General features: G+C 72.3%; 9 protein-coding genes. 3 read left to right on the forward strand and 6 right to left on the reverse strand.

The annotated features are described in order from the left end of the window. The first annotated feature begins 32 nt into the window (after positions 1 to 32). The 3 genes from ACIBMZ_RS07500 to ACIBMZ_RS07510 are packed head-to-tail and all read left to right on the forward strand — an operon-like array spanning position 33 to position 5,267. Positions 33 to 2,141: an NB-ARC domain-containing protein gene (locus tag ACIBMZ_RS07500; RefSeq protein ID WP_396691729.1), complete on the forward strand. Its 2,109-nt coding sequence runs from the start codon at positions 33 to 35 to the stop codon at positions 2,139 to 2,141. Continuing rightward, complete coding sequence (locus ACIBMZ_RS07505) at positions 2,138 to 3,919, forward strand: hypothetical protein (RefSeq protein WP_396691730.1); 1,782 nt, start codon at positions 2,138 to 2,140, stop codon at positions 3,917 to 3,919. The genes ACIBMZ_RS07500 and ACIBMZ_RS07505 overlap by 4 nt, the downstream gene beginning before the upstream one ends. Beyond that, complete coding sequence (locus ACIBMZ_RS07510) at positions 3,909 to 5,267, forward strand: hypothetical protein (protein WP_396691731.1); 1,359 nt, start codon at positions 3,909 to 3,911, stop codon at positions 5,265 to 5,267. The genes ACIBMZ_RS07505 and ACIBMZ_RS07510 overlap by 11 nt, the downstream gene beginning before the upstream one ends. Here the strand turns inward: ACIBMZ_RS07510 and ffh are convergent. The 6 genes from ffh to ftsY all read right to left on the reverse strand — a co-directional run bounded on the left by ffh (position 5,236) and on the right by ftsY (position 13,337). Then, positions 5,236 to 6,780 carry a signal recognition particle protein gene (gene ffh / locus ACIBMZ_RS07515; protein ID WP_396691732.1) on the reverse strand — a complete coding sequence of 515 codons (1,545 nt, stop codon included), beginning with the start codon at positions 6,778 to 6,780 and terminating at the stop codon, positions 5,236 to 5,238. The genes ACIBMZ_RS07510 and ffh overlap by 32 nt on opposite strands. Positions 6,781 to 6,942: 162 nt before the next feature. After that, entirely contained in the window at positions 6,943 to 9,363 is a 2,421-nt protein-coding gene (locus ACIBMZ_RS07520; protein ID WP_396691733.1) for a [protein-PII] uridylyltransferase, read from the reverse strand. A gap of 10 nt (positions 9,364 to 9,373) precedes the next feature. After that, positions 9,374 to 9,712 (reverse strand): P-II family nitrogen regulator, encoded by a 339-nt coding sequence (locus tag ACIBMZ_RS07525; RefSeq protein WP_176092961.1) that lies wholly within the window; start codon positions 9,710 to 9,712, stop codon positions 9,374 to 9,376. Positions 9,713 to 9,737: 25 nt separating this feature from the next. Continuing rightward, positions 9,738 to 11,099 carry an ammonium transporter gene (locus ACIBMZ_RS07530; RefSeq protein WP_396691734.1) on the reverse strand — a complete coding sequence of 454 codons (1,362 nt, stop codon included), beginning with the start codon at positions 11,097 to 11,099 and terminating at the stop codon, positions 9,738 to 9,740. A 180-nt stretch (positions 11,100 to 11,279) separates the two neighbouring features. After that, positions 11,280 to 12,143: an aminoglycoside phosphotransferase family protein gene (locus ACIBMZ_RS07535; RefSeq protein WP_176092960.1), complete on the reverse strand. Its 864-nt coding sequence runs from the start codon at positions 12,141 to 12,143 to the stop codon at positions 11,280 to 11,282. A 6-nt stretch (positions 12,144 to 12,149) separates the two neighbouring features. Further along, on the reverse strand, positions 12,150 to 13,337 hold the full coding sequence (gene ftsY / locus ACIBMZ_RS07540; protein WP_396691735.1) for a signal recognition particle-docking protein FtsY: 1,188 nt from the start codon (positions 13,335 to 13,337) through the stop codon (positions 12,150 to 12,152). Positions 13,338 to 13,453: the final 116 nt, after the last annotated feature.

Consider the following 13,453-nt stretch of genomic DNA (forward strand, 5'->3'; position numbering starts at 1 on the left):
GCCAGGAATCCGTTGCCGGAAAGGGCGAAGACATGGTCCCCGCTGACGAGAACACACCACGCAACGTCGCCCGGGAACTCACTGCCAACCAGGTGCTCCAGGTGGGTACGTCCGGGGCGATCTACGTCCAGCAATCACGCTCGACGATGTGGTCGGCGGAAATTCCACGCATGCTTCCCGGTGGGATCGGAAGAATCGTCGGCCGGCACCATCTCCTCCAGGCGATGGACGAGGCGATGGGCGAACCGGGGTCACGCTCCTGCATGCTCTGGGGACTGGCCGGCTCGGGAAAGACCACGCTCGCCCTGGCCTGGGCGAGTTCGCGCATCGACAACTATCCCGACGGTCAGTTCTTCGTCGACATGCGGGCGTACTCCGGCACCCCCCGGATGGAGGCCCGCGACGCGGTACGCACCTTCCTGGCCACGCTCGGGATCACCCGGGGCGACCTGCCGGACAACGAGGACGAGTGGGGCAACGTGTTCCGGTCCGCCACCGCCGGCCGGCGCTGCCTCGTCATCGTCGACAACGTGGGCTCCTACGACCAGGTGCGCGACCTGGTCCCCGGGTACGGGTCGGGACTGGTGGTCACCAGCCGCCGCGCCATCCCGGAGATGAGCGTCCGGCACGAGGCCCGGGTGCTCAAGCTTCCGCTGCTGACCACGGAGGAGGGGGTGGAACTCCTCGCCGAGCGGGTCGGGTTCGTCCGGGTCGAGCAGGGCGACCGCAGCGCCCGCCGCATCGTCGAACTCCTGGAGGGACACCCGTTGGCGCTCGCCATCGTCTCGGCCAAGCTCGCCATCCACAGCAGTTGGACCGTACGCGACGCGATGCTGGGCATCGAGTCGGACCGCAACCCGCTGCGCTTCCTCGACGGGGCCGGGCTCGGCATCGAGGTGGGACGGGTGATCTCCTGGTCGGTCGAGGACCTGGACACACCGGCCCGGCGCGTCCTCTACGTCGCGTCGATGCTGCCGAGCACCGAGTGCTCGCTGTCGGTGCTCTCGTTGATCCTCGACCTGCCCCGGCGCGACTGCGACCGCCTGCTCCAGTCCCTCTGTCTGGCCTCCCTGGTCGACGAGATCGGCATCGGGCGCTACCGGATGCACGACATCATCAAGGCGTACCTGACCGAGACGCGCTCCCGGGTGATGAGCGACGAGGAACAGCAGGCGTACGCACGCCGGGTCCGCGTCGTCCACCTGGCGCTCAGCTACGCCGCCGACCGGGCCATCGACCCGAACCGGCATCCGTCGCCGGTGGACCGGGAGACGGCCGACCTGGCTGACGCCGCCCGCTTCGACGTCACCGAGGCGCTGGCCTGGTTCGAGTCGCTGACACCGTCGCTGACCTTCCTCGTCGAGGAGGCGACGGCCGCCGGGGACTTCACGTTCGTCACCCGGTTCGCCCGCTCGGTGAACACGTTCCTGTACTGGCGACAGGACGTGACCAGGACACTCGCCGTCCAGGAGGCGGCGGTCGCCGCGTCGGTCGCCGGGGACCCGGCGATGGAGGCGTTCTCCCGGCGGGCTCTGGGCCGGGCCCTGGCCGACGTCGGGCGGCTGGCGGACGCGAAGGCGGAGTTGCGGGCCTCGATGGCGCTCGACGCCGCCCAGCACGACGACAGCGGGGTGGCCTCCGCCCAGCACGCCATGGCCGAACTCGCGCTGCGCTCCGGCGAGTACGTCGAGGCGCTGCGGTGGGGTCTGCGTGCGGCCCGGGAGTCGCGCCGGACGGGCAAGCCGGTACGCGAGGCGCGCGGCCTGTACGACGCCGCCCGCGCGCTCACCGAGACGGGTCACCACTGGTGGGCGCACGCCCTCGGGCTGCGCAGCCTGTCGATCTGTGAGGACGCGCAGAACGCCTACGGCCGGGCCCTGGCGCTGCGCCTGCTCGGGGACGTGGGCCTGCGCTCCGGCGACCTGGAGCAGGCCTGCACCTGGCTGGAGCGGGCATGGCGGGTGGAGGACTCGCTCGGCAACGTGCGGTCGGTGCGGACGATCCTGGCGCAGTTGGCGCACGCCTACGCCGAGCTCGGTGACGAGAGCGCCGGTGACGAGGTCAGACGGGCCCTGGCCCGCCTGGAGCGCCATCCCGACCTGACCCGGTCGACGCTCACGGTCGGGACGACCACGCCGTGAGCACCAGGTACGCGCCGCTCGTGTCGGCCGCCGAGTTGGCGCGCCCGCAGGCGTACCGCCAGTTGCGCCGGCCGGAGGTCGCCGAGGACTTCCGGCGCGCCGTCGAGGCGCTCGTCGGGCAGGCGTGTCGAGGCGAGGCGGACGGCGTGCGGCTGGCCGAGGCGTTCGTCGCCATGAGCCGCGACCTCGCCGGTGAGGGCGCGCTCAGCTTCGCCGGTCTGCTGTCCGCGGCCCGCTTCGCGGCGGCCCGCACCGCGTACGACGCGGAGATGAGCACCAGCGGCAGCCGGGGCACGCTGCACAACTATCTGAACGCGAGCCACTCGCGGCGGCTGCTCGACGATCCGCACTTCCGGGAGACGTTCGCCCACCCGCTGCTGGTCGCGCTCGTCGCCCACGCCCTCGGTGGACCGGTGAAGATCGTGGACCTGCGGGCCAAGGACACGCAGCCACTCGACGTGGTCGCCCGGGACAACACCCTGCACATCGACAACAACCCGTTCATGGACGAGTTCAAGGTGATCGTGACCTGGACGCTGGGCACGGATCGCGGGCCCGCCGGGCAGGGGCTCACCTATCTGCCCCGGACCAACCGGCTCTTCCGGCAGTGTTCCGTCGACGCGGGCGGTGCGGCGTCGAGTGACGAGGACAGTTGCATCTTCCCGTCCCGGGCCCGGGTCGACGAGGCGCTGGCCGCCCAGGCCCGGTTCTTCGACGACCGGCAGCCGCGCGTCGTCCACCTGGAGAACCTGACCGCGCCCTGTCACACGATCTTCGCCGCGAGCCGGGTGGTCCATCACCGCTACCGGACCTCGACCGGCGCGCCGCGCAGCGCGATCATGGCGTCCTTCCACCGGGTCGACGACGGGACCGACCAACTCGGCGTACCGGACCTGACCGGCTCGGACCTCGACCGGTTCCTGCTGGCGGGACCGGCCGGGTCGAGCTTCCTGGAGGTCCTCCGGGGCGAGGTCACCCGCATCGTGGCCGCTCTGCGCCTGTCGCTCAGCCGCCCCGGCCTGGTGGTCGACACCGACCGTCGGCTGCTGACGGGTGAGGCCCTCCGCACCTGGTACGCCCGCCAGAGCGCGGGAGTCACGCTGAACCGGCTCCGCGAGGCCGACCTGGCCGGCGACGGCGCCGTGTCCGCCGACGAGCGCCTGGTCCGGCGGATGCGGTACGACCTCCAGGGCCCATTGAACATGCCGTTGTACGCGGACATGAGCGAGGAGGTCCGCAAGCGCGCCCGGATCGTCATCCGGGAGATGGCACCGGAGCAGATCCACGACTGCCTGACGCGGTTGCGGGCCGACTGGGTCCGGCAGGGCGCACCCGCACCCGAGGACGACGACGCGGTGACGGAGCTGTGCCGCTGTCTCGGCGTCCTCGAAGCGGCCATGCCGCAGGCCGCGCCGTCCGGGCGCGTACACCCGGCCTGGGGGCCGACCGACGGGCGCCGGGTGGCCGACTCGCTGCACCGCTTCGTGCTGGACCTCGAACGCACCGCGCGACGGGTCGACGACCCGGACTCGCTGGTCACCGCTGCCGCGTTCGGCGCGCTCGGCGCCGCGCTCGCCGCTGACCTGCTCGTGCTCGACGACGGCGCGCGTCAGGTCACGGCACGGCTGTACGCGCGGTATGCCGCTCTGGTCGCGCCGGAGTTCCTACGGGACGCCGACACAGCCGGACCGGCGGACCGGAACGCCGATGCGGCCAGGTCGGCGGATCGCGACACCGATACGGCCGGACCGACGGATCGCGACGCCGATGCGACCTGACCGGCGGCGACTCGACGGCTACCTGCGGCACGTCAACGAGGAGATGCAGACCGCCAAACTGGCCTCCGAGGTGTGGCTGCGCAGCGCTCCCGGTCATCTGGTCGCCGAGAACGACCGGTTCGTCCGGTCGCTCGTCCGCAGTGCCCTGCCGCGCGGCGGTCCGGGTCCGGATGCTCTCGGCCCGCTCCTGGACGACCCGGCGGCACTCCGGTCGTACTACTGGCAGCGGGTGACCCGGGCCAAGCCGATGGCGGTGCACTTCGGAGCGGCCGACCACGACGAGCTGGACGACTACTTCACCGTGTCCGCCGAGCGCAGCACCTCCGCCGCGATGGCGCGGGCCCGCGCCACGATCGCCCCCGACTCCCCCGCCGGTCACCTGCTCCGCAGCATCGACCGCCGGACCGACCCGGGAACGTCGCCGGCCGAGTCGTGTCGGCAGGTGCTGCACCTGCTCTCGACGCACTGGCGGGATCTCGTCGGACAGTGCCGGGGCGGGCCGGACGGCGTACGCCCCGGGGTCGGCACCGTCCTGGCGGCGTTCGACGAGGCCCTCGCCTCCGGCCGCCTCAGGTCCCGTGGGCCGCGGTCCGGGCCCGACGCACCGCCCCCTGCCGACGCCCGAAGCGGCGACACCGACGCCCGCCGTCGCGACAGCGGCGTCCGACCGACCGACACCGACGCACGAACCAGCGACAGCGACGGCCGACCGACCCACGGCGATGCCCGCCTCACCGAGGCCGAGGTCGGGGAGCTGGCACGCCTCTACCTGCTCGGTCGGCTCTGCTTCTCCGACGAGGAGCTGCGCCTGGCACAGCGGCTGGCCCGCCGGCCCCGCCTCCAGTACGCGCTGCTCGCCACACATCTGCGGCTGGTGGCCGACGCGTCGGCGACGGCGGCCCGGCTGGTGGCCGCCTGGGGCACCACGCGTGTCCTGCTGCCCTTCACCGAGGCGTACGTCAACCGGACCGGCTACCGGTCCCCGGTGATCGACCTGTCGCCCAATCCGAAGCTCGTCACCGTGCTGTGCCACAACGTGCTGCCCGCCGTGGCGGGCGAACTCATCCACCGGGGGGCCGACGAGGACGCCCTCGACTCCGACGTGCTGGCCGCCGGCGTCGAGGCGGCGATCCGGCGCGGCGTGTTCAGCATCACGGTCGGCCTGTTCCACCGGACCGGTCCCCCGGACGCCGTACGGCTGTCCGGCTTCAGCCGGCGCGTCTGTCCCGCCGCCACACCGTTCGCGCGGCACTGCACGCAGTGGCTGCCGTCCTACTTCGACCGGTGGCCGGGCTCCCCGGCCCGGCCCGGTCGACCTAGGGCTTGTCCCGCTTACCCAGCTTGTTGAAGTCGATCTTCGGCAGCTTGAAGCCCGGCGGCAGGCCCTGGCCGGCGGCCAGGTCGTCCGGGCTCATCCCCGGCGGGAGCTGCGGCATGCCGCCCGGGAAACCACCCGGCATCCCGGCACCGCTGCGCGGCCGGTTGCCGCCCTTGGTGCCCTTGCGCTTGTTCTTCGGGCTCTTGGTCGCCTTGCGTCGGCCACCGCCGGGCAGGCCCATCATGCCGCCCATCTGCTTCATCATCTTCTGCGCGTCGGTGAAGCGGTTGAGCAACTGGTTGACGTCCATCACGGTGACGCCGGAGCCGTTGGCGATCCGGGCCCGCCGCGAGCCGTTGATGATCTTCGGGTTGGTGCGCTCGGCCGGGGTCATCGACCGGATGATCGCGGTGATCCGGTCGAAGTGCTTGTCGTCCAGCTCGGCGAGCTGGTCCTTGACCTGCCCCATGCCCGGCATCATGGCCAGCACGTTGGCGATCGGTCCCATCCGGCGCACCGCGATGAGCTGGTCGAGGAAGTCCTCCAGGGTGAACTGCTCGCCGCCCATCAGCTTGGCGGTCATCTTCTCCTTCTGATCGGTGTCGAAGGCCGCCTCGGCCTGCTCGATCAGAGTGAGGACGTCGCCCATGCCGAGGATCCGGCTGGCCATCCGGTCGGGGTGGAAGACGTCGAAGTCCTCCAGCTTCTCGCCGGTGGAGGCGAAGAGGATCGGCTGCCCGGTCACCTCGCGGACCGACAGCGCGGCACCACCACGGGCGTCGCCGTCGAGCTTGGACAGCACCACGCCGGTGATGCCGACGCCGTCCCGGAACGCCTCGGCGGTCCGCACCGCGTCCTGACCGACCATCGCGTCGATGACGAAGATGACCTCGTCCGGCTCGACCGCGTCCCGGATGTCCGCGGCCTGCTGCATCATCTCCGCGTCGATACCGAGGCGACCGGCGGTGTCGACGATGACCACGTCCCGGGCCGACCGCCGGGCGTGCTCGATGGAGGCCTTCGCCACCTGCACCGGGTCACCGACGCCGTTGCCGGGCTCCGGGGCGTACACCTCGACGCCGGCCCGGCCGCCGAGCACCTGGAGCTGCCCGACGGCGTTGGGGCGCTGGAGGTCGGCGGCGACCAGCAGCGGCTGGTGGCCCTGGGTCCGCAGCCAGCGGGCCAGCTTGCCGGCGAGGGTGGTCTTGCCGGAGCCCTGGAGACCGGCGAGCATGATCACCGTCGGCGGCTGCTTGGCGAACTGGAGCCGACGCCCCTCGCCGCCGAGGACCGCGACCAGCTCCTCGTTGACGATCTTGATGATCTGCTGCGCCGGGTTGAGCGCCTGGGAGACCTCCGCCCCCCGAGCCCGCTCCTTGACGTTCGCGATGAAGCCCTTGACCACCGGCAGGGCGACGTCGGCCTCCAGCATCGCGAGACGGATCTCGCGCGCGGTCGCATCGATGTCGGCGTCGGTGAGGCGTCCCTTGCCGCGGAGCTTGGTGAAGATCCCGGAGAGGCGGTCACTCAAGGTGTCAAACACACGAACATCCCGTTTGTCAGTGTTCCGGCGAGCACGAGTGGGGCCGAATGAGCGCTCCGACCACCGCTAGCGTATCCGGCCACCGGTACCCCCGCTCCACGCCGCCTTGGATGTAAGGAGGGGACCCCTCCTATACACGAGGCGTTAGTAGGGTGCCCTTCCTTACACCGCGGCGAGCACGGCGCGTTCCAGGCGGTCGCGCTCGGCGTCGGAGGGCCACGAGCCGACGAGATAGAAGACGTCCACCACGTCCCCGCCCAGGGTGGCGATCCGGGCCGCCCGGACCTGCGCACCGGCCGCGTCCAGCGCGGTGGTCACCCGGTAGAGCAGGCCCGCCGCGTCGGCGGCACGCAACTCCAGCAGCACGGCGTCGGTGGCGGCCTCCCGGTGCCAGACCACCCGGGGCTCGGCCCCGGTGCCCCGCCCGGCCCGGCCGCGCAGACGCTGTGTCACCGACACGTCGCCGCCGACCGCCCGGCGCAGGTCCGCGGTGAGCGCGACCGGATCCGGCGCCAACCCGTACCGCGGCTGCACCCGACACTCCACCAACGCCCGGCCGTCCACCGTCGACGCGTCGGCGGCGAGCACCTCCAGCCGGTGCAGCGCCAGGCAACCGGCCACCGTCGCGAGCAGGCCCCGCCGGTCCGCCGCGGCCACCGCCACCCGGTCCCCGGTCAGGTGTACGACCGGCAGCGGCCCCACCACCAGCGCCGGATCGGGTGCCGGGGGTTGCGGCACGGTGCCGGTGTCGAGCGTGGTCCGGACCCGGGCCACCAACTCGGCGACCAGCCGCCCCTTCCAGTCCGACCAGGCACCCGGTCCGGTGGCGGCGGCGTCCGCCCGCACCAGCGCGTACAGCAGGTCGAGGGTGGTCACGTCGCCGACCGCCTCGGCCACCCGGGAGATGGTCACCGGGTCGGCGAGGTCCCGCCGGGTGGCCACCTCGGGCAGCACCAGGTGCAGCCGGACGAGCGTGCCGATCAGGGCCGCCTCCGGCTCGGGCAGGCCGATCCGGGTGGCCATCGCCTGGGCGATCGGCGCGCCCACGGTCGAGTGGTCTGCGAAGCTGCCGGCGGGTTCGTGCCTGCCGGGCCGCCCGGTGGCACCTTCGCCCGGCAGGCCCTTGCCGATGTCGTGCAGGAACGCGCCGAGCAGCAGCAGGTCCGGCCGGTCCACGTCGCGGGTGTGCCGGCTGGCCTCGTACGCGGTCTGCACCAGGTGCCGGTCCAGGGTGAACCGGTGCACCGGGTTGTGCTGGGGCAGGCTGCGCAGCCGGGTCCACTCCGGCAGCCAGCCGTCGATCAGCCCGTACCGGTCGCAGGTCTCCCAGGCCGGGAGCAGACCCGCGCCCGCGCCCAGCAGCGTGGTCAGCGCGGCGCGTGCCTCGACCGGCCACGGCGTCGGCAGCGGCGGGCAGTACGCGGCCAGCCACTCACAGGTGGCCCGGGCGATCGGCAGCCCGGTGACCGCCGCCGCGGCGGCCACCCGCAGCGAGAGGCTGGCGTCGGGGCGGGCGCCGATGGCGGTGCGGGCCAACACCAGTTCCCCGTCGTGCTCGACCACGTCCCGGGCGACCGGCCGACGGAGCGGGCGACCGTCGGCACCTCGACGGCGACCGGAACGCAGCCGGTCGGCGGCGCGGAACGCGTCGTCGAGAGCATGGCTGACGGTGCGCGCGTCGCCGGCCACCCGGCGCAACAGGGCGTCGCCGTCACCCTCCTCGGCCTGCGCCCGCCGGTCCGGCCCGGGATCGGGCCGATCCGGGTGCGCCGCACCGTCGGCCCCAGTCGGGCGCGACTCGCTCTCGGCCGGCGCCGGCCGGAGCCCGAGCAGCGCGGCCACCCCGGCGCGTTCCTGGGCGAGCAGCCGGTCGACCCGACGACCGAGCTGCTGGTGCAGGGCGTCGCGGGTGTCCAGCAGGCGCAGGTGCGCGGCGTGGATGGCGGGCCGCAGCGCGTCGGTGATGCCGGCGAGCGCGATGGCCTTGAGGATGCCGACGTCGCGCAGGCCGCCGGCCGCCTCCTTGAGGTCGCCTTCGAGCAGGAACGCCAGCTCGCCGTGGGCCTGCCAGCGGGTCGCCGCGCTCTGGCGCAGCGGCGCCAGTTGGCGTACGGCGGTGCGGCGCCAGTGGTCGACGGCGCTGCTGACCAGCGTGTCGGCGAGTTCCGGGTCACCGGCGACCAGACGGGCGTCGAGCAGGCCCAGGGCCACCTTCACGTCGTCCTGGGCGACCGACAGCGCCTCGGCCACGGTGCGTACCGAGTGGTCCAACCGCAGCCCGGCGTCCCAGATCGGGTACCAGAGCGAGGCGGCGAGTTCGTCGACGCCGGGGACCCCGGCGTGCACCAGCACCAGGTCGAGGTCGCCGTACGGGGCGCACTGCCGTCGCCCCAGCCCGCCGACCGCGAGCAGCGCGACGCCCGGCCGGTCCGGCAGCAGCCGGGCCAGCCAGGCGTCGTACGCGTCGGCCCGGGCCCGGCGCGCGGCAGCGCCGATCCCGGCCGGTACGCCGACGACCTCGTCGACCGGGAGTGCCGTTGTGCCGTCGGTTCCCACGGCTGCCCTCCCGGTCGACGAGGTCATCGATGATGTTCTACAGGGCGTCGAGGCCGCGCTCGCCGGTGCGGACCCGGACGACCTCCTCGACACCGGTCACCCAGACCTTGCCGTCACCGATCTTGCCCGTCCGGGCGGCACCGACCACGGCGTCGACGATCTTGTCCACGTCGATCTCGTCGGTCAGCACCTCGACCCGGATCTTGGGCAGGAACTCGACCGTGTACTCGGCACCCCGGTAGACCTCGGTGTGGCCCTTCTGCCGTCCGTAGCCCTGGACCTCGCTCACGGTCAACCCGGCCACGCCCAGCGTGTGCAGGGCCTCCTTGACGGCGTCCAACTGGTGCGGCTTGATGACCGCGGTCACCAGCTTCATGTCCAACCCCTCCATTCCGAGAACGTTAGCCGGCGACCTTTTCGCTTACCGCTTCGGTGGGCTCACTCTTCGGCTTCGCCGAGGGGGTGAGGCCCGCGGCGGCGAACGCGCCGCCACCACCGGTGGAGCTGAACTCGTACGCGCTCTCCGCGTGCTCGGCGTTGTCGATGCCCTCGACCTCGGCCTCGGGGCTGAGCCGGAAGCCGATGGTCTTCTCGATCGCGAAGCCGATGATGTACGCCACCACGAACGAGTACGCCAGCACCGCGACCACACCGATCGCCTGCAGGCCGAGCAGCTTGATGCCGCCGCCGTAGAGCAGACCGTCGTTGCCCTCGCCGGCCAGCACCTCGATGGCCAGGAAGCCGATGAGCAGCGAGCCGATGATGCCGCCGACCATGTGCACGGCCACCACGTCGAGCGAGTCGTCGTACTTGAGCTTGTACTTCAGACCCACGGCGAGCGCGCAGACCGCACCGGCGATGAGGCCGAGGGCGATCGCGCCCAGCGGCTCCAGGAACGCGCAGGCGGGGGTGATGCCGACCAGGCCGGCGATCGCACCGGAGGCCGCGCCGAGCGTGGTCGGCTTGCCGTCGCGGAGCCACTCCACCACGATCCAGCCGAGCACCGCCGCGGCGGTGGCGACCTGCGTGTTGATCAGCGAGACGGCGGCGGCGCCGTCGGCGGCACCCGCCGAGCCGGCGTTGAAGCCGAACCAGCCGAACCAGAGCAGCGCCGCACCGAGCAGCACCATCGGCAGGTTGTGCGGCTTGAACTTGTCCTTGGGCCAGCCGACCCGTCGGCCGAGCACGAGTGCCAGCGCCAGGGCCGCGGCACCGGCGTTGATGTGCACCGCGGTGCCACCGGCGAAGTCGAGTACGCCCAGCTCGCCGATCCAACCGCCGCCCCACACCCAGTGCGCGACCGGGAAGTAGACCAGGGTGGCCCACAGGCCGGCGAAGAGCAGCCACGGGCCGAACTTGGCCCGGTCGGCGATCGCGCCGCTGATCAGGGCGACGGTGATCACCGCGAACATCAACTGGAAACCGGCGAACAGAAGGTCGGGAATGCCGCCCTCGGTGCCGCTCTCCAACATCCCGCGAAGACCCACGTAGGAGAGATCACCGGTGATCCCGCCAATGTCGTCGCCGAATGCGATGCTGTAGCCGTAGAACACCCACAACAGGCTGACCAGGCCGATCGCTCCGAAGCTCATCATCATCATGTTGAGCACGGACTTGGATCGCGTCATGCCGCCGTAGAACAGCGCCAGGCCGGGCGTCATGAGCAACACCAGCGCGGCAGAAGTCAAAATCCAGGCGGTGGCACCAGAATCTAGCTCCGGCACGCTGCCTCCTCTCGGGTTGTATTCCCTCCCTCCCGGCATCGCGCAGCATCGCCCGTACGCCGGTTGCGCGGAAGCCTGATTGTCGGCTGTTTCGCCCAGGGTCCCCGAGTGGTTTCCGAACCGTGACGGCTTGTTTCGTACGTGTGAAGAACGTCGGACGCCTCGGTGACACGGCGGGTGGCGGATCGGCCGTCCGGCGTACCCCGTTCCCCCGATGGATCAGCGCAGGGCGTACTCGAGGGCGTGCCGTTCGTAGTCGAGCAGCCGCAGGTCCCGCATCGGCCGACGGAGGTGGCCCTTGTGCACGATCCGTACGAAGGCGGGCTCCCCGGCGGCGGCCATCCGGCGGATGCCCTCCACGTGGTCCACGATCCGCTTGCGGATGGTCCGGATCAGCCGGTGCCGGTCCCGTGGGATCAACCCGTACGCGTCGGCGAACAGCCGCAGCCGACGCGGCCGGTCCGGATGCTTCCAGCCGAGCGTGATCGAGTCCCGGTCCGAGAAGATCGGCACCCAGGTCCAGGCCGCGTACGCCACGTCGTAGATCCGCGCGCCGGGCGAGGCGAGGTCGAAGTCGATCAGCCCGAGGGTGCCGTCCGGCCGCCAGATCACGTTGTGCGGGGCGGCGTCGTGGTGGCAGATGACCTCGGTGTCCGGTGGCGGCGGGCCGAACGAGCGCCACACCGCCTGCGGGGGCGGGGCGAAGCCGTACTGCGCGTCGTGGAACATCCGCAACATGGTGGCGACGGTGACCAGTGCCTCGTCGGTGACCCAGTGCGGGGCCAGCGGGTACTCCCCGCACTCCCCCTCCAGGTACGACAGCACCTCACGGTTGCGCTCGTCCATGCCGAGGGCGCGGGGCGCGCCGGTGAACCCGACGTACTCCAGGTGACGCAGCAGGGCGTGCACCGCCGGTGTCCACGGGCCGGCGTTGCGCCGGACCGTGTCGCCCACCCGCACCACGGTGCTCACGTTCCCGCCGTGCAGCGGGATCTCCTGCGAAGTCACGTACGGTCTCCCGAGGCGCTGCGACGGGTGGCTCGGGTCGCGCCAGCCCGCGTACGCGCGATCGTCTCTGGTCACCCGAGGTTACGCGGTCGGACCGGAGGATTCGGCACCCAGCAACGCGTCGACGAACTGCGCCGGGTCGAACGGCGCCAGGTCGTCCGGCCCCTCGCCGAGCCCGACGAGCTTGACCGGGATGCCGAGCTTGCGCTGTACCGCGATCACGATGCCGCCCTTGGCGGTGCCGTCGAGCTTGGTGAGCACGACGCCGGTGACGTTGACCACCTCGGTGAAGACGCGGGCCTGCTCCAGACCGTTCTGGCCGGTGGTGGCGTCGAGCACCAGCAGTGTCTCGTCGATCGGGCCGTGCTTCTCCACCACCCGCTTGACCTTGCCCAGCTCGTCCATCAGGCCGACCTTGTTCTGCAGGCGGCCGGCGGTGTCCACGAGCACGGTGTCCACGCCGGTGTCGATGCCGCGCTTGACGGCGTCGAAGGCGACGCTGGCCGGGTCGGCCCCCTCCGGGCCGCGCACGGTCTCCGCGCCGACCCGGCCGGCCCAGGTCTCCAACTGGTCGGCGGCGGCGGCCCGGAACGTGTCGGCCGCGCCGAGCAGCACGGTACGCCCGTCGGCGATCAGCACCCGGGCGATCTTGCCGCAGGTGGTGGTCTTGCCAGCGCCGTTCACGCCGACCACCAGCAGCACCGCCGGCACGCCGTCGGCGGGCGTGGTGTGCAGGGCGCGGTCCAGCGCCGGGTCGAGCGCGTTGACCAGCTCGGTGGCGAGCAGGGTACGCAGCTCGGCGACCGACCGGGTGCCCAGCACCCGGGTCCGCTCCCGCAGCCGGTCGACGATCTCCCGGGTGGCGTCGACACCCACGTCGGCGGTGATCAGGCTGTCCTCGATCTCCTCCCAGACGTCCTCGTCCAGCCGGTCACGGCTGAGCAGGCCGAGCAGGCCCTTACCGAAGACGTTCTGTGAGCGCGACAGCCGGGAACGCAGCCGGACCAACCGCCCGGCGGTCGGCTCGGGCACCTCGACGGTCGGGGCCGGTGCCTCGACGACCGGTGGCTCCACCAGGACGCCGGTGGACAGATCCGACTCCGGGGCCTCGACCGGTGGTCCGGCCAGGTCCTCCTCGGCCCGGGTGTCGACCTCCGTACGCGGCAGCGGCGGCTCCGGCCGTCGGCGCAGCCGCGGCACGACCAGCCCGACTCCGGCGAGGATCAGCACGCCGAGCAGGGCGAGTGCGACGAGGAGGTAATCCATCATGCCGAAATCCTGTCAGATGCCCGCGACGGCGTCTCATCCACCGCTCCCCCGGTCGTCCGCTCCCGCAGCGGTAGGCTCGCCCAGCCAGCAATGCCACGGCCGCCGGCGGGGTAAGA

Origin of the sequence: Micromonospora sp. NPDC049900 (assembly GCF_044461025.1) — a bacterium.
In the GTDB taxonomy this organism is placed as follows: Bacteria; Actinomycetota; Actinomycetes; order Mycobacteriales; family Micromonosporaceae; genus Micromonospora.